We start from the raw sequence: 24309 nt of genomic DNA, 5'->3' as shown, positions 1-24309 counted from the left end.
TGACGGAAAAAGACGGGGGATTTTCGCACAATCCCCCGATGATACCAAGCACCCAGTCATACTAAGCGTTGGGCCGGAGGTCAGTTTTGATCTTGGCGATCGAGAAAGTCTTGAAACTCTTCCTCATAGATGTTGAACAGCACCATAGTCACCGCAAAGATCAGCGGACCGTAGATTAAGCCAATCAAACCAAATAGATGGATGCCGCCAAGCAGGGAGAAAAAGATCATGAGCGTGTTCATCCCCGCGCTGCCTTGCATCAGCAAAGGTCTGAGTAAGTTATCGATGGAGCCCACCACCGCAACGCTCCACACCGTGAGGAAAATCGCCCAAGTGGTATCGCCACTTAAAAATAGGTAGCTCACGGCAGGAATCCAAATCAGCGCAGTACCGACGACGGGGATAAACGATGCAAACCCCATCATGGTGCCCCAGAACAAACCCGGGAATCCCGCCAACCACATGCCGATGCCGCCTGCTACCCCTTGCGCAATAGCGGTTAAAAACGACCCCATTACGGCGGATTTGGATACTTGTTCTATCTCATCAAGCAATTTGTCTTCTTGGCTGCGTGAAAGCGGCAGGATATGACGAATGGCGCCAATGATCTTCTCGCGATCGCGCAGTAAGAAAAACAGCACAAACAGCATGAGGAAGAAATCCATCAAAAAGGTTGTGGCATCACCTAAAATTTTCGCGCTGATGCCGACCAAGTTGGAGCCAAAACGGGTGGCAAACTGGCCCACTTTTTGGGCGATTTGCGAGGGCTCAATCGCATCAAAGGGGAGGTAGTTATTGACGATAGATAAGCCTTTGACAACCCAAGGATGCTCAAACAGCGCTTGAATCCCACCTTGCGTGACCCATTGATAGACGTTTTGTGAAAAGGCCGAGCCTTGCTGCACAATCGCAGCAAACACAAACAGCAGAGGGACGACGATAATGAAGGTCAAAATCACGCAGGAGAGCAGGGCGACGACATTGTTGTGCTTGGGCATTTTACGCTCAAGAGCCTGATGAATCGGCAACATGAGGATGGAGATGATAAACGCCATGACGATGGAGTTGACGTAGGGTTCGACTAACAGATAGCACGCAAATCCGGCCGCTAACAAGGCGAGGATCAATACCCAATGACTCGAAGTGATGGTAACTTTGTTTGACACGATGACGTCCATTTATGCAACAAGGTAGTCGTATAATGGCGTTAAACCCTTCAAGCTTCAATCACTAACGTGCACGGGCGCCGGTTAAGGCTGCGATGTAAGGAGAAAAATGATGGGCTGTTGTAATAATGAGAACGGTGATTGCCCTACGCGCGCAAAGCGTCGTGGACTCTCTTGGTTTGGTCTGTTGATACTCGCGCTGGTGGTCACCGTGCTCTTCTTTTGGCGATGATTCTACGGGCATAAAAAAGGCTGCGCGATGCAGCCTTTCTCTTTGCCTTTCATTAGGGGCGCAACGCCGCCTAGATGCGATTAGGCTTCTTGCGCAAGCTGAGCGAAACAGCGATCCGCCGCTTCAAGCGTTGCTTCGATCTCTTTGCTGCCGTGAGCGAGGGAGGTGAAGCTCGCTTCGAACGCCGATGGGGCAAGGTAGACGCCGTGTTCTAACATCAAGTGGAAGAAGCGCTTAAATCGCTCGATGTCACAGCGTGTCACATCTTCGTAGCAGGTGATGCGTTCTTGATCGGTAAAGAAGAAACCGAACATGCCGCCGACTTGATTGACCAGCAGCGGAATGCCGTGCTCGGCAGCCAACGCTTTAAAGCCGTCAGCCAGTTGCTTAGTTTTTGCTGCTAGGCGTTTTTCATTGCCCTCTTCACGCAGAACCGACAAACAGGCGTAACCCGCTGCCATCGCGACTGGGTTGCCAGACAGTGTGCCCGCTTGGTAAACCGGCCCTGTTGGCGCAATGTATTGCATGACGTCTTTGCGGCCACCAAAGGCGCCCACAGGCATACCGCCACCGATCACTTTACCCAGTGTGGTGAGGTCTGGTTTGATGTTGTAGTGGCCTTGTGCGCCGCCAAGGGCAACGCGGAAACCTGTCATGACCTCATCAAAAATCAGTAAGGCACCTTCTTGATCACAAATCTCACGCAGCCCTTCATGGAAGCCATCAACAGGTGGAATACAGTTCATGTTGCCTGCCACAGGCTCAACGATAATACAGGCGATCTCACCTGGGTTGGCTGCAAACAGTTCGCGTACAGAATCAAGGTCGTTAAACGTTGCTGTTAGGGTGTGCTTGGCAAAATCGGCCGGAACGCCAGGCGAGCTTGGTTGACCGAGTGTCAGCGCACCAGAGCCGGCTTTGACCAGCAAGCTGTCGGCATGACCGTGGTAGCAACCTTCAAACTTGATGATTTTGTCTCGGCCAGTGAAGCCACGCGCAAGACGAATCGCACTCATGGTTGCTTCAGTACCAGAGCTGACCATGCGCACTTGTTCCATTGATGGCACCAACTCGCTGACCAATTCCGCCATGGTGATTTCCATTTCCGTCGGCGCACCAAAGCTGAGACCGCGCTGCGCTGCGGTGATCACGGCATCACGAATCGCCACATGGTTGTGACCAAGAATCATTGGACCCCAAGAGCCAACGTAGTCGATGTACGCTTTGCCATCCGCATCAAAAATCAAAGGGCCATCGGCTCGCTCGATAAAAATCGGTGCTCCGCCCACGCCATTAAACGCACGAACGGGAGAGTTCACGCCGCCTGGGATTGTTTGCTGTGCCTTTTGATACAGTTCGGCTGATTTGGTCATTGGGATATCCTCTTCTGATTGCTCGGACCAATTTGCCTCGCATTGTACCTGCCCCACTGATGCGATTAAAACGCTTTCCACCACAGAACGGGGAGTTTTTCATCACGAAGCGGCGAAATTGTTAAAAATACTCGGGCAAAGATGGTGAATACTTGAACGCTTCACTCAGGTATTAGATAATCGTGGCTATTATATAAAGATGAACCATCCAGCGCGAAAGCTGTTGGGTTGACACGAGTGAGAGAGGTCATCGTGAGCGAAGTAAATATCCCACTAACATTTTCTGATGCCGCAGCGAAGCGAGTTGGTGCTCTGATTGCAGAAGAAGAAAACCCAAACCTAAAACTGCGCGTCTACATCACCGGGGGCGGCTGTAGCGGCTTCCAATACGGTTTCACTTTTGATGAGAGTGTTAACGAAGGCGACACCACCATTGTGAATAGCGGCGTGACCTTAGTGGTGGATCCGATGAGTTTGCAATACTTGGTCGGTGGTCAAGTTGACTATACAGAAGGGTTGGAAGGCTCGCGCTTTTTCGTTAATAACCCGAATGCGACTACGACCTGCGGTTGTGGTGCGTCTTTTAGCGTGTAACCCCATACTCCTTTTCCTACCGACAAAGGCTGCCGATTGAGCAGCCTTTGTTTTTTTAGCATGGTTTTATGAGAATGCTTTTGCCTGTTTGATTTTAACGCTGACAATCCCGTAAAACGGGGCGTTTTCCTGAAACTGAGATCTCAGCTAAATATCCTTGTCACACTGTTTTCTTTTTATGTGGTTAATTTATATCCTAAATTAACACGACAAAATAAAACTCAAAGGACTGTCATGGCTAGATTCTCTCTGTTGCGGTTTTTCGCGGTCAGACCCTACTTGGTGTCACTGATGATTGTGATCGGATTATCGGTGTGGTTAGGCATGGGGGCGACCAATGCGGACGAAGCCGAAACAGCCAGTGCGGCGCCGCCCATTCCTCTTGCTAAGGTTTCTTATCAGACATTCGAGGCGCAAAATACCCACAAAACCATTGAATTGTATGGACGCACTGCACCGAACAAGCAAGCACGTTTAGGGGCTGAGATTGCCGGTAAAATCGTCTCACTTCAGGTTGAGAAAGGTCAGTCAGTCACCCAAGGTCAGGTGATTGGTCTGATTGATAAGGCCGATCTCGGTATTCAACTCGAACGAGCGCAGGCAATGTTGCAAGTGAGAGAGAAAGAGTACAAAGCTGCGCAATCGCTCAAAGACAGAGGGCTGCAAGGGGAAGTGGCGTTTACCACTGCTCAAGCGGCGCTGGTGGAAGCTAAGGCAATGGTCAGCAATGTCAAAACCTCGCTGGCGAACACATCCGTGCGCGCGCCGTTCAATGGCATTGTGGATCACCTCTTTATTGAACAGGGGGATTTTGTTGGTATTGGCGACCCCGTGGCGACCTTGATTGATCTTGAGCGATTGGTCATCGAAGCGGATGTGAGCGAGCGGCATATTCGCGATCTGTCTCTCGATCAAGAAGCGCAAGTGAGCTTAATTCATGGCGATCAGTTGGTTGGCAAGATTCGCTATATCTCCCGTGTCTCTTCCGCCTCTACCAATACGTTTCCAATTGAAATCGAGCTAGAGAATCCCAAGCAAGCGATCCCTGCGGGGGTGAGCGCAGAAGTGACCTTGAATCTTACAGAGCAGTTGGCCGTCAAAGTGACGCCGGCCATGTTGGCACTCGACGAAGCTGGCAATTTGGGTGTGAAGACCTTGCAGGGCAAGCGGGTGAAGTTTGTCCCGATTCAACTGGTTAAGGCAGAGCAAGATGGCGTATGGCTCACGGGCCTAGGTGAGCGGGTTGACATCATTACTGTTGGGCAAGGGTTTGTGCGTGACGGTGATGAAGTGAATGCGGTGGCGCGATCGTCCTCTTCAGACTCTTCCACCACACAGCAATAGGGGCGCACTATGTTATCCGTGATTGATGCGGCGCTGTCGCGTACGCGTACCATGTTGGTGTTATTGCTGTTTATTTTGGTCGCTGGTGTGATGACGTATGTCACCATCCCAAAAGAGTCGAGCCCTGACATCACTATTCCTATTATCTATGTGTCCGTCGGTCACCAAGGCATTTCGCCCACCGATGCGGAGCGCTTGTTAGTGCGCCCAATAGAGCAAGAGCTGCGCGCCATTGAAGGGGTCAAAGAGATGACCTCAACCGCATCAGAAGGGCATGCGTCAGTGATGCTGGAGTTCAGTGTCGGCGTGGATTTAAACAAAGCAATGGCGGACGTACGTGAAGCGGTGGATTTGGCTAAACCTAAATTGCCCGCAGACAGTGATGAGCCTACGGTCAACGAAGTGACATTGGCCTCTGAAGAGCCCGCGTTGACCGTGGTGCTGTATGGCACCGTACCTGAGCGAACCATTGTTCAAATCGCCCGTCAGTTACGAGATAAGCTAGAGAGCTATCGACAGATTCTGGAGGTCGACATTGCCGGGGATCGCGAAGACATCGTCGAGATCATTGTCGATCCCTTATTGATGGAAAGCTACGGGCTGGATCAAGCGGATATTTATAACCTGATAGCGCTGAATAACCGCGTGGTCGCTGCCGGTTTTGTTGATACCGGCTATGGCCGCTTTTCGGTCAAGGTGCCGTCGGTGTTCGACTCGTTAAAGGATGTGCTTGAGCTGCCGGTCAAAGTCGATGGCAAGCAAGTGATTACCTTTGGCGATGTGGCAACGGTGCGCCGCGCATTTCGTGACCCAGAGAGTTACGCGCGGTTAGATGGCAAATCTGCCATTGTGTTGGATGTGAAAAAGCGTGCTGGGGAGAACATCATCGATACCGTGGCACTGGTCAAAGCCGTGATGAGCGAAGCGCAGCAACGCGATGAGTGGCCAAGTAATCTGCTGGTCAAATACACCTACGACCAGTCTGATGATGTCAAAATGATGCTCAATGATCTGCAAAACAACATCATGTCGGCGATCATTTTGGTGGTGATAGTGATCATCGCCATTCTTGGCGTGCGTACCGCCTTGCTGGTGGGGGTGTCGATACCGGGCTCGTTTCTAACCGGTTTGTTGGTGCTATCAGTGTTTGGCCTCACGGTTAACATTGTGGTGCTGTTTTCACTGATTATGGCAGTCGGTATGTTGGTCGACGGGGCCATTGTGGTCACCGAGTTCGCTGACAGACGGATGCAGGAAGGGACGCCAAAGCGCGATGCATATCGTGATGCGGCCAAGCGCATGGCGTGGCCCATCACAGCGTCGACAGCGACCACCTTAGCGGCGTTTGCACCGCTGCTGTTTTGGCCAGACATTACCGGTGAGTTTATGAAGTATCTGCCTTTGACCTTGATCGCTACCTTAGCGGCTTCTTTGGCAATGGCACTGCTGTTTGTCCCTGTGCTCGGCAGTTTGATTGGACGTCCACAAAATGTGACGAAAGCGCAGCGAGAGAAGATGGTTGCGCTGCACGAGGGTGATTTTAGCCAAGCGACCGGTATTACTAAGCTTTACTATCACACGCTGGATATTGCTCTAAAACATCCGTTGAAAATTCTGCTCAGCGCCATTTTACTCTCGGTGGGGGTGGGCTTTGCGTACTCAAAAGCGGGCTTAGGGGCGGAGTTCTTCCCTGAGGTTGATCCGCCATTTTTCACGGTGAAAGTACGCTCTTATGGCGATCTCTCGTTGGATGAGAAAGACGTCATTATGCGTGATATCGAAGCGGTGATGCTCGGTCATGATGAGTTTGAAAGCGTCTATACCAAAACCGGTGGCGATGATGAAATTGGACAGATCCAAATCACACCGGTGGACTGGCAATACCGTCGTAAAGTCAAAACCATTATTGAAGAGTTGAAAGCGCAAACCGATCACTACGCCGGCGTTGAGATTGAGTACAAATTTCCCGATGCGGGCCCGCCAGTTGAGCACGATTTGGTGATCGAAATGTCCGCGCGAATCCCGACCGAACTCGACTCGGCGGCCAAAGTGGTCCGTCACTGGGCCGATGGCTACGAGGCTTTCACTAACGTCAGTGATACCTCCAGTAAAGAGGGGATTGATTGGCAAATTGATATCCGCCGTGATGATGCGTCACGTTTTCTTGCGGACGCTACGCTGGTCGGCAATACGGTGCAGTTTGTTACCAATGGTCTCAAGTTGGGTGATTACTTGCCCGATGATGCGAACGAAGAGGTCGATATCTTAGTGCGCTACCCAGCAGAGAAGCGCGATATTGGCCGCTTTGACCAATTGAAAGTCAAAACCGCGGCAGGCATGGTGCCGATCACTAACTTTGCCAGCATTATCCCGAATCATAAGCAAGATACGATTCGCCGTATTGATGGCCACCGAGTGATCAACATCTTTGCCGATATCCGTGAAGGCTACAACTTGGCGCTGGAACTGCCTAAAGTGAATCAAGCATTAGCCAGCTTGGATTTACCTTCTGGTGTTGAGTTTAAAATTCGCGGGCAGAACGAAGAGCAAGAAAACTCATCGGCCTTCCTTCAGCAAGCTTTTATGGTGGCGCTGGTGGTGATGGCGCTGATTTTGATCACCCAGTTCAATAGCTTCTACCAAGCGTTTTTGATCCTCAGTGCGGTTCTTTTCTCCACGGTAGGCGTGTTTGCCGGGTTGATCGTGTTCCAAAAACCGTTTGGCGTCATTATGTCGGGCATTGGTGTGATAGCGTTGGCGGGTATAGTGGTGAACAACAACATTGTTTTGATTGATACCTTCAATCAGCTGCGCAAACGCGGTTTGGAAAAACGCGAAGCGATCTTGCGCACCGGCGTGCAAAGGCTGCGTCCAGTAATGTTGACCACAGTCACGACCATTCTTGGTTTGCTGCCGATGGTGCTGGAAATGAACATTGATCTGCTCAATCAGAAGGTTGAGTTTGGCGCGCCGAGTACGCAGTGGTGGTCACAACTCGCGACGGCGGTAGCCGGAGGTCTGGCCTTCGCAACGGTATTAACCTTGGTGCTGACGCCGTGTTTGTTGATGCTCGGCCGCGAGCACAAAATCGAAGAGTAACGCCATACAAGCGTAACGCTATACATGGTAGCGATAACAAAAACGGGCTGCATCGCTTTCGGATTTTCCTAAAGCGATGCAGCCCGTTTTTCTTGTTCACTTAACGAGTGGCTAACAGCTCACCATAGCGTTCGAGTTTATCTAAGCGAATCTTGGCGTTGGCAATAAAGGTGGTTTTCTCTTTACCCGTTAACGACTTTGATTGCGGCAGTTTGACTGTTCTTGGGTTTTTGTGCACGCCATTGACCAAAAACTCATAATGCAAGTGCGGTCCAGTTACACGCCCAGTGCCACCGAGCGTCCCCACGGTTTGCCCCTGTTTTACCCGCTGACCGGTTTTGACTTTGCGTTTTTGCAGGTGCAGGTACTTAGTAATGTAGGTGTTGCTGTGCTTGATAAAGACGTAGTTACCATTGAACTGGTTATAGCTGGATTTAATCACTACACCATCACCAGCGGCCCATATCGGCGTGCCGACAGGCGCGGCGTAATCGGTGCCGCGGTGAGCACGTACCTGTCCGGTGACCGGATGGCGACGCGTTGGGTTAAAGTTAGAAGAGACGCGGCGAAAATCGAGCGGTGAGCGCAAAAAGGCTTTTTTCATCGCGCGGCCATTTTCATCGTAGTAGTTGCCCGTGTGGTCATCTAAAATCGCCGTGAAGTTATCACCTTGGTTGGTAAATAGCGCAGCGATGATTTTACCTCGTCCGACAATTTCCCCTTCGACCACTTTCTCTTGGTAAAGAATCTTAAAGCCGTCGCCTTGGCGGATATCGAGGGCAAAGTCGATGTCCCAACCAAAAATCCCAGCCAGCTCCATGATTTGGTTGGCGGTTAAACCGGCGCTGACCCCTGCATTCCAAAAGTTAGAGGTAATGGTCGCTTCGGCGTAGTTGTATTGATAAAAGACTTCTTTGACATCAAGACTTGAACGAAAGCCGTCTTCAGAGCGGGTGATCAGAAATGATTCGTACGGGCTCAGCTCGCGTTTGATTTGCACCAGTTGGTTGTTTTCATCAAAGCCAAATAGAAACGCATCGCCGGGGCGTACTCTTGTCAGTTGTTGCTCTATCTCTTTATTGGTGGAGGTGAGTTCATACAGCAATCGAGAAGAGAGGCCAGCACGCTGAAAGAGCAGTGCCATGCTGTCGCCAGAGCCAATGGTGTGTTTGTCCCAACGAAGAATCGATGGCGGACCGATCACAGTGTCGATCTCTAACGCGGTGGCATCAATCGCGATAGGGTAAGGCGTACCTATTTGGTAGCGCTTGTCATCCTGACGCAAATCCTGAGGTGTGGGAAGAAACAAGGCAACCACAATTAGCGCGCTAAACAAAGCGATAAAAGCTCGGTGAAACCAAGGAAGTCGAGCGAAAAGAGACAACATCGTTTGTCCGTTCTAAAAAATTCGAGAAAAAGCCTAGCTGTTTAGTCTAACTGGTTTCAAAAAGCATCGCTATTCAAGTAAGATGGGAAATTATCAAATTTTTGCCAAATCTGTGGGAGTGAACAAGAATGGCGAGCATTGAAGCTGCACTAGCGGAGATTAAGCGCGGTGTTGAAGAGCTAATTCCAGAAGAAGAACTGATTGCTAAGTTAAAAGAAGGGCGTCCACTACGCATTAAGTTGGGCGCTGATCCCACGGCTCCCGACATTCACTTAGGCCATACGGTTATCCTAAACAAGCTGCGTGCGTTCCAAGAGCTAGGCCATGATGTGACCTTTTTGATTGGTGATTTTACCGGCATGGTGGGTGATCCAACCGGGAAGAACACCACACGTCCACCACTGACTCGTGAAGACGTACTGCGCAATGCAGAGACCTACAAAGAGCAAGTATTCAAGATCCTCGATCCTGCCAAGACCAAGATTCAGTTCAACTCTGAGTGGTTATCTGAGCTGGGCGCTGAAGGTATGATCCGTCTTGCCGCGCAGCAAACTGTGGCGCGTATGCTTGAGCGTGATGATTTTAAAAAGCGCTACACAGGCGGTCAGCCAATCGCGATTCACGAGTTCATGTACCCACTACTGCAAGGTTACGACTCGGTGGCGATGGAGACCGATGTTGAGCTAGGTGGTACGGACCAAAAGTTTAACCTGCTGATGGGACGTGAGCTGCAAAAAGCGCACGGACAAAAACCGCAAGTTGTGCTGACCATGCCACTGCTGGTGGGCTTAGATGGTGAGAAGAAGATGTCTAAGTCGGCGCACAACTATATTGGTGTCAGCGAAGCGCCAAGTGAGATGTTTGGTAAGATCATGTCTATCTCTGATGATCTGATGTGGAGCTACTACGAGTTGTTGTCGTTCCGTCCTCTTGAGGAGATCGCGCAATTTAAAGCCGACATTGCTGCGGGCAAAAACCCACGTGATGTCAAAGTCTTGTTGGCGAAAGAGATCATCGCCCGCTTCCATAGTGAAGCTGATGCGGATGCCGCTGAGCAAGAGTTTGTTAACCGCTTTGCTAAAAATCAGATCCCAGATGAGATGCCAGAGTTTACCTTTGACGTTGGTACGCCTGTTGCCAACCTGCTTAAAGACGCCGGTTTATGCGCTTCTACTTCAGACGCGATGCGCATGGTGAAACAGGGTGCAGCGAAAATAGAGGGTGAGAAGGTCGCGGACGCGAAATTCGTACCTGAAGCGGGCACTTACGTATTCCAAGTGGGTAAGCGTAAGTTCGCACGTATCACGATTGAGTGATGGGTTTTAGTTCCTAGCGACTAGTGACAGAGGGTAAAACGAGTGGAAAAAGCGTCGATATTCGGCGCTTTTTTATTGCCTGTAATGATGGGTTGGTGTCAGCTATAGGGCAAATCTATCGGGCTTTTTAACACGATTTTGACTGATTTTTTCTGCCTGTTTTGCTACACTCTCGCCGCTGCCAATTTGGTGGTTTTTTTGGAGATTTTTATGAACACTACCGACCATCCCCCTAGTATCAAAGGGGAAAAATAATCCGCTGTCGGTATGGCCTCCATTTGCTCTACCTCGGTGGTAGAGTCCTGTTTCCTTTCTCGCGTTTTTCTCCTCACAGCATTTTCGCTTATTCATACTAGTTACGCATTTCTCATGCGTGATGGTCGTTACCTTTTTGCCAATCGGGAGATTCGCCATGACGGTAATGAGCAAACCTTTTGTAGACACACAATCACACTTTTCTCGTGAAGAGATTGGTGCCGCTCGCAGCGCGTTTTTGCAATACGAGCAAAGTCATCAGCTTCATCTGTTGACGGTAATGCCGATTGAAGAGGCGGTGGCCATTTTACACCACTGCACCATCGGTTACGTTCAGACCTTGATTTCAAAACTCGAGCTTCAAGGGCATGACAAACTGGCGCGTCATTATGCGCACCAACTGGGTCTTATCCACTCGGAAGTAGAAACCGGGGATAGCTATCTGAGTACGTCGGTGCTTGCGCACGTGAAGCAACGCATCGGTTGGATCATCGCGCTGGCCCTACTCGGGATCGTCTCTGGGTTGATCATCGCCCAATATGAAGACACTTTAAGCCAACTGGTGCTACTGGCGGTGTATATGCCTGTCATCGCGGCAGCAGGGGGCAATACCGGCACCCAAGCGGCGACCTTGGTGATTCGAGCGTTGGCGACGGGAGAGCTGCGTAAGCGGCAATGGCTGTTAGTGCTGTGGAAAGAGAGCCGCGTGGCACTGTGCCTTGCGTTGGCGATTGCTCTAGTAATGGTTGGCCGCATTTTGTTGTTTAGCGACAGCGCCTCAGCAGGCGGGTTTGACATTGACCTAATTGCGCTCGCCATTGCGGTGGCTTTGTTTATCCAAGTCACCCTATCAACGACGTTAGGCGGTGTACTCCCCATTGTCGCACGGGCTTTCAAGTTGGATCCGGCGGTACTTGTCAGCCCGGTGTTGGCGTCGATTGTTGATATTTCGGGGATGTGGATCTATTTCACTGTGGTTAACGCGTTCTTAGGGATTGCCTGACTGAAATTGACCACGTCTTGATAAAACAACGCTTCAAACTGGGTAATAGCCGCGGGGCCTCTTGGGGCGTTGCGGCTCTCCTCTCCCGGGTGGTAATCGGCCACAAACTGAATAAATAGCGTGGTCGGTGTACCATGCTCATCAAGCCCAAAGCCTGCCATATTCATGCTGCCGTAAATCGAGCCACTTTTCGCCACCAATGCGCCCTTGATGGGCGATTGACGCATACTGCGTCGATATTGCAGCGTGCCATTTTCACCTGATTTTGGCATGGCAGCGATCAGATTTAAGTCTTCATCGTGTTGCCAGATGTAGCGAAGCACCTTCGCCATCATGGCTGTCGTGATGCGATTGTTGCGTGACAATCCTGAGCCATCGGTCATGGGGACATCGGTTAAATCAATGCCGGTATGGGCGAAGATAATCTGCTTAATCGCCTTGGTACCATTACTGAAACTGCCCGGTTGAATGTAGAACTTCGCGCCCAATGTTTTGGTCAGGTTATCTGCAATCAAGTTGTCGGATTTGGTCAACATGGTGGTAATCAAATCGGATAGCGGCGCAGAGCGGTGAGTGGCGATACGCTGAGTCTCGGCCGCTGGCGGTTGGCCAATACGAACTTGCCCTTTCAGCGTAATGCCGAGTGCGCGCAGTTGCTGGCTTACCATACGTTGAGTGTAAAGCTCTGGGTCTTGCACCGCGAATTTGAGCGGCAGCGGTTTCTCACGCTGGGTTAAGCACCCCTGAAGCTGGTAGTGGTTGTCGGGGGAAGAGAGCAGCTCCAAATCACACTGTGTGGCTTGTTGCTCGGTTTGACTGACCGACTTAGCGCTTGATGTGACGTAAATCGGGTACTGCTCAGGCACATAGACACGTGTTTTGCCATCGTCTTGGGTATAAATCGACGCGTAGACACAGTTTTCATCAAGTGAAATGGCACTGGCTGGCGCGCTGTAGCACACACCTAAGCTATCCCAGGGCCAGCCGACGGCTCGGTCATAGCCGGTAAACGCGCGGTTATCGAGCCAAAGATCCCCATTAATCTCAGTACGACCATCGCGTTTGGCGAGAGCGAGCAGATTGTTGAGATCTTGGCTCATTAGAGTTGGGTCACCACTAAACTGAATCACCCAATCTTGACCGGCTGTCGCAAGATGAGTTTCAAAGCGGAAATTGTCGTCAAGCTCTAGCTTGGCCGCGAGCGCCGTGAGCAGTTTCAGTGTACTGGCCGGGGGGAAATACTGGTCTTGGTTGTCGGTGACGAGCGCGGTGTCTCTCTCCACTAAGTTTTCTATTCTAAGCGCACTACGACTGCCAACGGGCAGATGAGAGAGCGGGGGGTAAGGCTGCGCAGTAGGCGCTGAACTCGGGGCCATGTTGGCGTGTGTGCTAGTGGCCACTAACACACACAGCGACAGAGAGACAAGGGAGCGAAGAAGAGAAGTCATACCAAAGCACCGATTAAGAAACGAGTGTCAGTATAACGAGAAAAAAAAACGCCTGCTAGCAAGCAGGCGTCTTAGATTGTTGACAAAGGGTCAGCAAATTAGAAGTCGTAACGTAGACCTAGAGCTAGCTCGTCTTCAGCGTCTTTCTTCTTATCAACATCGCTTTCTGACAACAGGTTGAAGTTGTAAGAGATGTAGGTACGGAAGTTTGGCTTGAAGTAGTAAGTCGCATCGATTGCTAGGTTGTCTGCTTCGTCAGCTTTAACGCCGCCTGATTTTGACTCTAGGTAGTTGTACGTTAGAGTGAACGCTGTTTTGTCCATCTTGTACGCTGCTGCAAGCTCGTAACCAGTTAGGTCAGTTTTTGTTTTCGCAACAGAGTTCGCTTTCTTCTCGCCGTCAACAAATGTACCTGCAAAGTAGAAATCGCTTACTGCGTAAGAAGCCGCTAGCATGTACTGGCTTTCTGAACCGTAGTTACCCACGTTCGCATCTGCGTAACCAGCACCTAGGTTAACACCAGTGTCAGCGATTGTGTAAATACCTGAAAGTGAGTAGCCATCAGCTTTGTTGTCGCCGTATGAAGTATCAGCGTTTTCAACGCGGTCAGCAAAGCGGTAGCTTGCTTTTACCGCTAGGTCGTCAAATTGACCTTTGTAAGACATCATGTTGTCAGTACGGTCTGCAACTGTGATCTTGTATGCTGCAGAGTTACCGTGGTAAGACATGATATCTGTGAAGTCTGTGATTACGCCAAGTGCGCCGTCGTTTTTACCGTAAGTGATCTCGCCGAACTCACCGCCGATACCCGCGTACGTGTAACGGTTTGTGATGTCACTGCTGTTTGAGTCTGTAGCACCACCTTCGTCAGCAGTAGTAAATTCACCTTCGTAAAAACCAACACCGTATAGACCGTCAGTGATTTCAGTTTTACCTAGGAAGTTTAGACGTACGCGTGTTTTGTCAGATGCTTTACCGTCTTGTAGAGATAGGCGAGCTTCAGCACGGCCGCCGATTTCTAGTGAGTTGCCGTTTGAGCTGTATACAGAAGTACCTTCGATACCACCAGCTTGGATGCCGTCTGCTGCGGTTGCGCCAGTTGCCACTGCCGCTGCAGATACTGCTAGAGCGATTAGAGTCTTGTTCATCTTATTTAGTCCTAATTTACTGTCCATAAATTTTATATGCGAGTGATGTCACTTGCGTGTTTATCCTCGTACGCATTCCCTGAAGACTCAATGTTCATACTTAAGAAAAGGCGGATAAATATGAAATACTGATTTGAGTCGCCAGAGTAATTCGTGCTCATGTTGTACCGTCAAAGTTCCCCTGAGCGGTAGTAAAACGATATAAAAACACTTTTTGAACACTGTTTTATTGAGGGTAAAAAAATATCAAGTGTTTGATTTATTGTGATTTTTACCTTTTTGTTTGGGTGTCGAAAAAAACGGAAAATTTATCATTTTTTATCTTGATTGTCGGATTTTTGACCGCTGCGAAAATCTGGTTCTGGTGTTGGTTTGGTTGCATATGTGTGCATTAAGAGTGTGATCTCTCATGTACGATGAATTAAGATGATTTCGTTGCCAAGTTTGTTTACACTAGAACAAACCGATTGATTGAATCCCTACCTAGTCCCCGTGATTAGGTAGTTTTGTTTTGTCCAAAGAATGCTTTGGAATGAGGTAATAATGGAAAAAGTCCCAATGACACTGCGTGGCGAAAAGCAGCTACGTGAAGAACTCGACCGACTCTTGAAACTTCGCCCACAAATTTCTGAAGCGATTGCTGAAGCTCGTGAGCTTGGCGACCTGAAAGAAAACGCTGAGTACCACGCGGCTCGTGAAGAGCAAGGTATTTGTGAAGCGCAGATCCGTGATATCGAATACAAACTGTCGGTCGCTCAAGTTATCGATGTCACTAAGATGGAAAACACAGGCAAAGTGATTTTCGGCTCAACGGTCACATTGATCGATTGCGACACTGAAGAAGAAAAAACCTACCAAATCGTCGGTGATGACGAGGCCAACATCAAAGCGGGTCGCATTTCTGTCAGCTCTCCGATTGCTCGTGGCTTGATTGGTAAGATGGAAGGCGATGAAGTCGTGATTGCAACCCCTGGTGGTGAGCGCGATTTCGAAATTGATCGTGTTGAGTACCTTTAGTTGAGTGTCTCTAAGTTAGTTGAGAGAATATAAGTAATTAGGATGCTCGCTGAGCAACGACTTGAGCCAACCGCTCATCGGTGTGTTCAGAAAAGGTTTCAAGCAACAAAAAAGGTCGCAGCGCGACCTTTTTTGTTGGATTCAATACTCTACATTGCAATGAGTACAGCGGGTGTACCTAAACAGTGTGCCTACTTAAGTGCGTTTACCTAAGTTTTATCTACCTAAGCTTGTTTACCTAAGTAATAGGGAGCGCGAATCTTGGTGTGGCAAGTGACTTGTCCGCCGTCATGAAGTGCCCACCGTCTCGGACGAGATTACTTGCGTGGAAGTTCGATTTTACGATCTTCAGATTGACGGAACAGAACAAGCGTTTTGCCAATCACTTGGACTTTCTCTGCTTCTGTTTCACGCACGATGGCGTCGACAATCAGGTTTTTGGTGTCACGATCTTCAGAGGCGATTTTCACCTTGATCAGCTCGTGGTAGTTGAGAGCAATGTCGATTTCCGCTAGAACAGCTTCCGTGAGTCCGTTCGCGCCGAGGAGCACAACTGGTTTTAAGCTGTGTGCTAGGCCCTTAAGATGCTGCTTTTGTTTGGTGCTTAGGTTCATTACGCGGCCAATTTTCTTTAATATTAGGGTTGAAAAGCCCTATTTTAACGCCATCTATGGTGGAAGACTATCATTTATTGAGCGATGGTTAATTATCAAGCGGGCGGGAATGATCGAAAGATGAGTTTCCTTGCTCCAGAGTGAGCCGCAATAGGGTTTCCCTATTACAGCAATAGCTCCTATTTACGTCTTATTAGGATTAGAATGAGTAAACAAAAGCATTCGGCCAGTTCTGGTCGATGGTTGAAAGAACACTTCGACGACAAATATGCCAACGAAGCGAGAAAAAAAGGCTATCGCTCTCGCGCTTATTTTAAGATGGAAGAGATCCAAAGCAAAGATAAGCTACTAAAACCAGGCATGACTGTGGTGGATTTGGGCGCTGCGCCCGGTGGTTGGTCTCAATATGCTGCTAAAATAGTGGGGGACAGCGGGCAAATCATCGCGTGTGATTTGTTGCCGATGGATCCGATCGCTGGGGTGAGCTTTCTGCAAGGGGATTTTAGAGACGATGCCGTGCTCGAAGCCCTGCTAGAGCGAATCCAACCGTCTATGGTCGATGTGGTGATGTCCGATATGGCGCCGAACATCGCTGGTAATAACTCAGTGGACCAGCCAAGAGCGATGTACTTGGTTGAGCTCGCGTTAGATATGTGTCGACAAGTTCTAGCACCCAATGGTAGCTTTGTCGTCAAGGTTTTTCAGGGCGAAGGCTTCGATCAATACGTGAAAGAAGTCCGAGATTTGTTTAAAACCGTAAAAGTAAGAAAACCAGACTCATCGCGAGCACGCTCACGTGAAGTCTTCATCGTGGCTACTGGCTACAAAGGCTAATCAAGCTGGCCGCTAGTTACAAAGGTTAACTATTTGCTCTTTTTCGCAGCGGTTAACACTGTAGCTACAGTTTTCAAACTGTAGTACCCTACCTTTAATTACAATTAGTTATCGAGAGGCTGACACCTTGAGTGACATGGCAAAAAATTTAATTCTGTGGCTAGTGATCGCCGTAGTCTTGATGTCGGTATTCCAAAGCTTTGGGCCGGGAGAGAGTAACGGACGAGCAGTAGATTACACCACGTTCGTACAGGAAGTTGGCCAAGGCCAGATTCAGGAAGCAACATTTAAAGACGGCGAAATTACCTTCGTTCGTCGTGGCGGTGGCTCTCGTTATGTGACTTACATGCCCGTCTACGATCAAAAACTCCTCGATGACTTGATCAATCAAAACGTGAAGGTGCAAGGTACGCCGCCGGAAGAGCAAAGCTTGCTCGGCACGATCTTCATCTCATGGTTCCCAATGATCTTACTGATTGGTGTATGGATATTCTTCATGCGTCAAATGCAAGGCGGTGGCGGCAAAGGCGCGATGTCCTTCGGTAAGAGCAAAGCTCGTATGATGAGCGAAGAGCAAATTAAAACCACCTTTGGCGATGTGGCCGGCTGTGATGAAGCGAAAGAAGACGTCAAAGAGCTGGTGGATTACCTGCGTGACCCGAGTCGCTTCCAAAAGCTGGGCGGTAAGATCCCAACGGGTGTGTTGATGGTCGGTCCTCCGGGTACGGGTAAAACCTTGCTGGCGAAAGCGATTGCCGGTGAAGCCAAAGTACCGTTCTTTACCATCTCTGGTTCTGACTTTGTCGAAATGTTCGTTGGTGTCGGTGCCTCGCGTGTTCGTGACATGTTCGAGCAAGCTAAGAAAGCAGCTCCTTGTATCATCTTTATCGATGAGATTGATGCGGTAGGTCGTCAACGTGGCGCAGGTGTGGGCGGTGGTCACGATGAACGTGAGCAAACCCTGAACCAAATGCTGGTTGAAATGGACGGTTTTGAAGGCAACGAAGGCATTATTGTTATCGCTGCGACAAACCGACCAGATGTACTGGACCCAGCCTTGTTACGACCAGGTCGTTTTGACCGTCAAGTTGTCGTGGGCTTGCCAGATGTACGTGGCCGTGAGCAAATTTTGAAAGTTCACATGCGTAAAGTACCGTTGGCGGGTGATGTAGAACCTTCATTGATTGCGCGTGGTACACCGGGCTTCTCGGGTGCTGATCTTGCTAACCTCGTTAACGAAGCGGCGCTATTTGCAGCGCGCGGTAACAAGCGCAATGTCTCTATGGTGGAGTTCGAGCTGGCAAAAGACAAAATCATGATGGGGGCAGAACGCCGCTCTATGGTGATGTCTGAGGAGACCAAAGCGTCTACCGCTTATCACGAGGCCGGTCACGCTATCGTTGGCCGTCTTGTCCCTGAGCATGATCCAGTATACAAAGTGTCGATCATTCCACGTGGCCGTGCGCTTGGTGTGACCATGTATCTGCCAGAGCAAGACCGAGTCAGTATGTCTCGTCAGCACCTTGAGTCGATGATTTCGAGCCTGTACGGTGGTCGATTGGCGGAAGAGCTGATTTATGGCCCTGATAAAGTCTCGACAGGCGCATCGAATGACATTGAACGTGCGACTGACATTGCGCGTAAGATGGTGACGCAATGGGGCTTCTCGGAGAAGCTAGGGCCATTGTTGTACGCTGAAGATGAAGGTGAAGTGTTCCTAGGACGCAGCGTAACGCAAACCAAGCATGTGTCTGATGATACCGCCAAGCTGATTGACGATGAAGTGCGCAAGATTATTGACCGCAACTATGACCGTGCGAAGAAAATCTTGGAAGACAACATGGACATCATGCATGCGATGAAAGATGCGCTGATGAAATACGAAACCATCGATGCGGGTCAAATCGATGACCTGATGGAGCGTAAGAGCGACATTCGTGAGCCTGCAGGATGGGGAGACAATGCCTCAAACAAGAGTGCAGCCGAGCCTGTCGAAGCCGATGAAACGGTGGAAAACAGCAGCAGCGAATCAGCAGAAAAAGCGCAACCTGCTGAAGAAGGCACTGAGAAAAAAGACTCAGAATAATTTCTGTTAATGACCAAACCCCGAGGCAACTCGGGGTTTTTCTGTTTATGATGATTCTAAAAGCAAACAATAAAACCCTCGAACTCTCCACGCCTCAGGTGATGGGGATCCTTAATGTTACGCCCGATTCGTTTTCTGATGGCGGCCAGTTTAACTCCTTAGAGCGCGCCCTAGAGCAAGCGCAGCGTATGATAGACGCCGGTGTGACCATCATCGATATCGGTGGTGAATCCACGCGTCCAGGTGCGCCGGACGTGAGTTTGGACGAAGAACTTACGCGCGTGGTGCCTATCATCCAAGCGATTCGCGCCCGCTCTGATGTGTGGATCTCTATTGACACCAGCAAAGCGCAAGTCATGGCGCAAGCGATAGCGGCGGGAGCGGATATCATCAATGATGTCCGAGCGCTGCAAGAGCCAGGGGCGCTAGAGGTGGCGGCTCAATCTGGGCTTCCGATTTGTTTGATGCACATGAAAGGCCAGCCGCGCACCATGCAAGCAAACCCAAGCTATGATGATCTCTTAGTGGAAGTGGGCGAGTTTTTGCAAGAGCGCATGCAAGCTTGTCAGGCGGCAGGGATTGATAAAGCGCAGTTGATCCTCGATCCTGGATTTGGCTTTGGCAAAACCCTTGAACACAACTATCATATGCTCGCGCATCTTGAGCAGTTCCACCGTTTTGGTTTGCCTCTCTTGGCGGGCATGTCACGTAAATCGATGTTATTTAAACTGCTCGACAAAGCGCCGGCTGAATGCATGGCGGCGAGTGTCAGCTGCGCGACAATCGCAGCGATGAAAGGGGCGCAAATTATTCGTGTGCACGACTACGAACAAACGCTTGATGCCATGAAGGTGGTTGAGATGGTCAAAGCGAACCATTCACCTTCTGCGGCGATAAAATAAAAAGATAAGGACTCACCATGTCTGATAAAAGACGTTATTTTGGAACCGATGGGGTACGCGGCAAAGTTGGCCAATACCCCATCACCCCTGATTTTGTATTGAAACTCGGTTGGGCGGCTGGCCAAGTATTGGCAAAGCAAGGCACGAAAAAAGTCATCATTGGCAAAGACACGCGTATTTCTGGTTACATGCTAGAGTCAGCGCTTGAAGCTGGCCTTGCTGCCGCAGGTTTGAAAGCGACCTTTACCGGCCCAATGCCTACGCCAGCGGTGGCTTATCTGACACAAACTTTCCGTGCTGAGGCAGGGATTGTTATCTCTGCGTCGCACAACCCATATTACGACAACGGGATTAAATTCTTCTCATCAGAAGGCACCAAGTTGCCTGATGAGGTGGAGCTCGCGATCGAAGCGGAGCTCGATAAAGAGATTGAGTGCGTGGAATCAGCCATGCTAGGTAAAGCGAGCCGTTTGAATGACGCAGCAGGGCGCTACATTGAGTTTTGTAAAAGTACCTTCCCGTCGTCATTGAGCTTAGCTGGGCTCAAAATTGTCGTCGATTGTGCTAACGGCGCGACTTACCATATTGCGCCAGCGGTCTTTAGCGAACTCGGTGCTGAAGTGATCGCGATGGGTGTGGAGCCGAATGGCACCAACATCAACCATGAAGTTGGTGCGACCGATGTGCGTGCGCTGCAAAAACGTGTCGTTGAAGAGCAAGCCGCGCTGGGTCTCGCCTTTGATGGTGATGGCGATCGCATCATTATGGTGGATCATCTGGGCAACAAAATTGATGGTGACCAAATTGCCTACATCATTGCGCGAGATGCGTTGCGTCGTGGTGAGTTAAAAGGCGGCGTGGTTGGCACTTTGATGACCAACTTAGGCATGGAAAATGGCCTCAAGGCGTTGGGGATTCCTTTCGTTCGTGCAGCTGTCGGTGACCGCTACGTGATGGAGCAGTTGATCGAAAAAGGCTGGCGTATTGGTGCGGAAAACTCAGGCCACGTTATCTTGCTCGATAAGGTGACCACCGGTGATGCGATTGTCGCAGCGCTGCAAGTATTGGCATCAGTGGTGGGCAGTAAACTCACTTTGCACGAGTTGTCGCAAGGTATGACACTGTACCCGCAAGTGTTGGAAAACGTGCGTTTCTCGGGCGACTCTAACCCGCTAGAAGCGAAAGCCGTACAAGAGAGTGTGGCACAAGTTGAAGCCGAACTGGGTGATAAAGGCCGCGTGCTACTGCGTAAGTCGGGCACTGAGCCTTTGATTCGCGTTATGGTGGAAGGCGAAGATGCTGAACTGGTTCAAGCGAGCGCCCTCAAAATTGCCAATGCGGTGAAAGCGAGCTTTTAATCGCTCTCGCGTGTGCAGATTTTCCCGACCAAGTGGCTAGTTTCACTTGGTCGTGAAAACCAAACAAGGCTTTTTCTGCGCATTAGTCCGTTTTGATTAACCGATTCTCATCACCCCCGTTTTCTCATGAAGCCGTTTGTCATGAATAAAGGATAACCAACCGATATGTCTTTGTTAAACACTGGCTATCTCCATGAGATGGGCATTGATACCTACCAACTTGAGCATCCCTCCCGTCTTCAAGGCGTAGAGCTTAGCCCTATTACACTGGATGATGACTGCCGTTTGTTGTTGGTATCACCTGTACTGCCTCAAGGCAGCGACGCCCTATTTTTGCAAAAGGTGTTACAAGCGATGTCATTGACCCTTGAACATGTGCGCCACGTTTATCCTCATCAGGTGATGGCCGTTAATAGAGAAGCGTTGACATGGGTTTGGTATGCCGGTTGTGATGCTCACCAATTTGAGGGCGTGAAAACCTTGGTGTCGCCAGAGTTAGCTGCGATTGATGGTAATCAAGCGGAACGCCGCGCGTTGTGGCAGCAAATCCAAACGGCTCTCAAAGGAGAATAACATGGCACTGGTTCCATTAGCGCCAACGCACCTTGATGAGGTGTATCGCATTGAGTGTGCCGCGCATTCACATCCTTGGTCTGCCAGCTTGATTAACGCCATTGAGAGCCGCGGTGCGTGCCATCATGTGCTTGAGGTGAGTGGCGAGGTCGTGGGCTATTTTTACGCGCAGAATATTGTCGATGAGGTGACGTTACTCAACATTGCCGTTGATCCTGCCAAGCAAGGGCAGGGCTTTGGTCGAGTGCTCATTGAAGGCTTCTTATCGATGTGTGAGGCCGCGGGCGCTGATAGCGCTTGGCTTGAAGTACGAGAAAGTAACCAGGTGGCGTTAACTCTCTACCAAGAAGTTGGCTTCAATGAGATTGACCGTCGCGTCAACTATTACCCAACGAGCAAGGGTAAAGAAGACGCGATCATCATGAGTTATCTGTTTTTCTAAGCTTTTTTGCTTCAGCTGATGACTTTATTAACGCTGCGCGAACTTTGCGTCTTCCGGTAATTCTAGCGGGTAGTAGTTGGCCTCAAAGCGGCTTTTCAGCTCACTCGCTGGCAGAGGCTTATCGAAAATGTAACCTTGGAACTGTTCGCAACCCAATTTTTTCAGCGTCTCCAACTCGTACACATCTTCCACCCCCTCTGCGATGACTTCCAAGTTCAAACGATGCGCTGTCATGATGATGGTATCGACAATCGCTTGGTCACTTTCGTCTAAATGCAGTTGGGTGACAAATGAGCGGTCAATCTTAAGTACGTCTACCGATAAATGCTTTAAGTAGCGCAACGACGAGTAGCCGGTGCCAAAGTCATCAATCGAGGTTTTGAGATTAAACTCTTTGAGTTTAACCATCTTTTGAATCGCGCCTTCCACATTCTCGAGCAGCAAGTTTTCAGTGATTTCCAGTTCGATGCACTCTCCACTGATCCCTGCTTGCGCTAAGGCTTCATTGATGTGATCAACGAAGGACTCTTGCGCGAACTGAAGCGGACTGATATTGATCGCCAAGCGGCGGAAAGTGTCTGGCAAGATGCCCTGTTTTTTCCACTTGGCATACTGGTAGCACGCTTCCTCAATAATCCAATTACCGATTTGAAGGATCTGGCCGGTCTCTTCCGCGACCGGCATAAACACGCCCGGAGGCAATAGCCCTTTTTCGGGGTGGTTCCAGCGAATTAAGGCTTCAACCCCGATAATTTGATGTTTATCACTGACCTGAGGTTGATAATAGAGTTCAAGCTGTCCTTTATTGATTGCCTCATGCAACCCTTTTTCAATCTCTAGGAAGGATTCGACTTGCGCCTGCATTTCAGGCTCGTAGAAGGTGTACTTGTTCTTACCCGCCACCTTGGCGCGGTACAAGGCGGTATCCGCTTGGCGCAGCACGTCAATGTTGGTACAGGCGACCGAAGGAAAGGTCGCGATACCCACACTGACGGTACAGTAGAGTTGGTGATCATCAATCGAATAGGGGTTTGAGATCAGTGCAAGCAGCTGCTGAGCTAAACTTTTGGTTTGCTCTGGGCCCACGTTGGGCAGCAAGATCGCAAACTCATCGCCGCCGATCCTCGCCGCGGTGTAGCCTTTTTGCTGCCACGAGACAATACGCTTGGCGATCGCTTTGAGCAGCTGATCCCCTATGGTGTGACCGAGCGAGTCATTGATGGTTTTAAAACGGTCTAAATCCAAGTAAAACAGCGCGCCGGTTTGATTGTTGTGTACCGCTTGGTCAATAGACTTGCCTAGGGTTTGCATCAATAAGCTTCGATTGGCCAACCCAGTGAGCGAGTCGTAGTACGCGAGCTGATTGAGCTTCGCTTGCGCGACTTCACGGTCTTGCCATAGGGAATGGAAGGTCTTGGCAAGGTGACCGAGCTCATCGTTGCCTTGAAGCGGAGGAGGCGTGGTCGCACTGTGCTGATCATTGAGCGAACGCACCCAATTAAGTAGAGTAATCAGTGGTTTAGAGAGCTTTCTGTAGAAAAAAATCAGTAAGATGGTGGTCAGCAAAATATTGCGCAGCAAATCAAACAGTAAGATTTTGCTGGTTTTGGCGATAAACTCGCGCGCAATGCTGATGCCGTTCACGGAGAAGCTGAGTGAGCCTACCACAACATGAGAGTTTGGCTGATGGAGATCGGTCTGATAGACCGGCGATGTCGGCGTGAGATAAGTGGCCACCAGTTCAGCAAAATCCCCTTGGCGTGTCACGCTGCGCTCATTACGGGTCAGGGTATCGCCAAAGTCATCGATGATTTCCACACGGTAGATGGCGTTATCCATCATCAGCGTTGAGGCCACTTGCTCGGCCAACAACTGGTTAAGATGATAGGCCGCTTGACTCGCATTAGAGTAATTTTGCAGCAACTTGAACTGATAGTGATCTTCGATACGTTGTTGCTCTTTCGATACGTCAACAAAAATCTGATACAAGCTGAAGCAGACGCCCAGCAGGACAGACACCAAAAACACCGTTTTTGCTTGGCGGATGGCTAACGAATTGATCTTTATAGTCTCGGACATAGCTTCTACTTGTGAGATGTACTTCTTAAGTTATAGCTC

At 49.9% G+C, this 24309-nt stretch carries 20 protein-coding genes; 12 read left to right on the top strand and 8 right to left on the bottom strand.

The genetic code is table 11. The annotated features are described in order from the left end of the window. Window positions 1-80: 80 nt before the first annotated feature. Window positions 81-1166: an AI-2E family transporter gene (locus AC6R10_RS10860; RefSeq protein ID WP_334553983.1), complete on the bottom strand. Its 1086-nt coding sequence runs from the start codon at window positions 1164-1166 to the stop codon at window positions 81-83. Window positions 1167-1478: 312 nt separating this feature from the next. Then, entirely contained in the window at window positions 1479-2771 is a 1293-nt protein-coding gene (gene hemL, locus AC6R10_RS10855) for a glutamate-1-semialdehyde 2,1-aminomutase (RefSeq protein ID WP_500632733.1), read from the bottom strand. A gap of 252 nt (window positions 2772-3023) precedes the next feature. Between hemL and erpA the strand changes: the two genes are divergently transcribed. The 3 genes from erpA (at window position 3024) to AC6R10_RS10840 (ending at window position 7808) form a co-directional block, all read left to right on the top strand. Further along, window positions 3024-3365, top strand: a complete 342-nt coding sequence (gene erpA, locus AC6R10_RS10850; protein ID WP_038137912.1) for an iron-sulfur cluster insertion protein ErpA — start codon at window positions 3024-3026, stop codon at window positions 3363-3365. Between the two features lie 234 nt (window positions 3366-3599). Further along, complete coding sequence (locus tag AC6R10_RS10845; protein WP_500672242.1) at window positions 3600-4709, top strand: efflux RND transporter periplasmic adaptor subunit; 1110 nt, start codon at window positions 3600-3602, stop codon at window positions 4707-4709. 9 nt (window positions 4710-4718) lie between these two features. Further along, window positions 4719-7808 (top strand): efflux RND transporter permease subunit, encoded by a 3090-nt coding sequence (locus tag AC6R10_RS10840; RefSeq protein WP_500672241.1) that lies wholly within the window; start codon window positions 4719-4721, stop codon window positions 7806-7808. Between the two features lie 100 nt (window positions 7809-7908). Here AC6R10_RS10840 and shyC read toward each other — a convergent pair whose 3' ends face one another. Next, a complete protein-coding gene (gene shyC, locus AC6R10_RS10835) occupies window positions 7909-9195 on the bottom strand; it encodes a peptidoglycan DD-endopeptidase ShyC (RefSeq protein WP_487901830.1) in 1287 nt (428 codons plus the stop codon). 128 nt (window positions 9196-9323) lie between these two features. Between shyC and tyrS the strand changes: the two genes are divergently transcribed. Then, window positions 9324-10511 (top strand): tyrosine--tRNA ligase, encoded by a 1188-nt coding sequence (gene tyrS, locus AC6R10_RS10830; protein ID WP_500672240.1) that lies wholly within the window; start codon window positions 9324-9326, stop codon window positions 10509-10511. A gap of 102 nt (window positions 10512-10613) precedes the next feature. Here the strand turns inward: tyrS and AC6R10_RS10825 are convergent, their stop codons facing one another. Beyond that, the gene (locus AC6R10_RS10825) at window positions 10614-10862 is read right to left on the bottom strand and encodes a hypothetical protein (RefSeq protein ID WP_500672239.1); all 249 of its coding nucleotides are present in this window, start codon (window positions 10860-10862) and stop codon (window positions 10614-10616) included. Window positions 10863-10923: 61 nt separating this feature from the next. Here AC6R10_RS10825 and AC6R10_RS10820 point away from each other — a divergent pair, with 61 nt between their 5' ends. Continuing rightward, entirely contained in the window at window positions 10924-11769 is an 846-nt protein-coding gene (locus AC6R10_RS10820; protein ID WP_500672238.1) for a magnesium transporter, read from the top strand. Here AC6R10_RS10820 and dacB read toward each other — a convergent pair. Both dacB and AC6R10_RS10810 read right to left on the bottom strand, forming a co-directional pair. Further along, window positions 11730-13145, bottom strand: coding sequence for a serine-type D-Ala-D-Ala carboxypeptidase (gene dacB, locus AC6R10_RS10815; RefSeq protein ID WP_500672326.1), 1416 nt, complete (start codon window positions 13143-13145; stop codon window positions 11730-11732). The two genes, AC6R10_RS10820 and dacB, sit on opposite strands and share 40 nt — an antisense overlap. Window positions 13146-13315: 170 nt before the next feature. After that, window positions 13316-14365 (bottom strand): porin, encoded by a 1050-nt coding sequence (locus AC6R10_RS10810; protein WP_500672237.1) that lies wholly within the window; start codon window positions 14363-14365, stop codon window positions 13316-13318. Window positions 14366-14908: 543 nt separating this feature from the next. Between AC6R10_RS10810 and greA the strand changes: the two genes are divergently transcribed. After that, window positions 14909-15382 carry a transcription elongation factor GreA gene (greA, locus tag AC6R10_RS10805; RefSeq protein WP_334554000.1) on the top strand — a complete coding sequence of 158 codons (474 nt, stop codon included), beginning with the start codon at window positions 14909-14911 and terminating at the stop codon, window positions 15380-15382. Window positions 15383-15699: 317 nt separating this feature from the next. Here the strand turns inward: greA and yhbY are convergent, their stop codons facing one another. Continuing rightward, on the bottom strand, window positions 15700-15996 hold the full coding sequence (gene yhbY, locus AC6R10_RS10800) for a ribosome assembly RNA-binding protein YhbY (RefSeq protein WP_334554002.1): 297 nt from the start codon (window positions 15994-15996) through the stop codon (window positions 15700-15702). 204 nt (window positions 15997-16200) lie between these two features. On the opposite strand from yhbY, the gene rlmE reads away from it, so the two are divergent. The 6 genes from rlmE to rimI all read left to right on the top strand — a co-directional run bounded on the left by rlmE (window position 16201) and on the right by rimI (window position 22191). Next, window positions 16201-16830 (top strand): 23S rRNA (uridine(2552)-2'-O)-methyltransferase RlmE, encoded by a 630-nt coding sequence (rlmE, locus tag AC6R10_RS10795; protein ID WP_334554004.1) that lies wholly within the window; start codon window positions 16201-16203, stop codon window positions 16828-16830. 136 nt (window positions 16831-16966) lie between these two features. Continuing rightward, complete coding sequence (gene ftsH / locus AC6R10_RS10790; protein WP_487901838.1) at window positions 16967-18916, top strand: ATP-dependent zinc metalloprotease FtsH; 1950 nt, start codon at window positions 16967-16969, stop codon at window positions 18914-18916. Between the two features lie 50 nt (window positions 18917-18966). Beyond that, a complete protein-coding gene (gene folP / locus AC6R10_RS10785; protein ID WP_500672325.1) occupies window positions 18967-19818 on the top strand; it encodes a dihydropteroate synthase in 852 nt (283 codons plus the stop codon). Window positions 19819-19835: 17 nt separating this feature from the next. Beyond that, the gene (gene glmM, locus AC6R10_RS10780; RefSeq protein ID WP_500672236.1) at window positions 19836-21176 is read left to right on the top strand and encodes a phosphoglucosamine mutase; all 1341 of its coding nucleotides are present in this window, start codon (window positions 19836-19838) and stop codon (window positions 21174-21176) included. A 165-nt stretch (window positions 21177-21341) separates the two neighbouring features. After that, the gene (locus AC6R10_RS10775) at window positions 21342-21749 is read left to right on the top strand and encodes a DNA polymerase III subunit psi (RefSeq protein ID WP_500672235.1); all 408 of its coding nucleotides are present in this window, start codon (window positions 21342-21344) and stop codon (window positions 21747-21749) included. 1 nt (window position 21750) lies between these two features. After that, window positions 21751-22191, top strand: coding sequence for a ribosomal protein S18-alanine N-acetyltransferase (rimI, locus tag AC6R10_RS10770; protein ID WP_500672234.1), 441 nt, complete (start codon window positions 21751-21753; stop codon window positions 22189-22191). A gap of 27 nt (window positions 22192-22218) precedes the next feature. Here the strand turns inward: rimI and AC6R10_RS10765 are convergent, their stop codons facing one another. Next, a complete protein-coding gene (locus AC6R10_RS10765; RefSeq protein WP_500672233.1) occupies window positions 22219-24270 on the bottom strand; it encodes a putative bifunctional diguanylate cyclase/phosphodiesterase in 2052 nt (683 codons plus the stop codon). Window positions 24271-24309 lie beyond the last annotated feature (39 nt).

The sequence above is a fragment of the Vibrio sp. R12-SG2-ISO1 genome (assembly GCF_059834045.1).
Note: the sequence above shows the minus strand (reverse complement) of the source record. Positions and strands in the feature narration are given on the sequence as shown.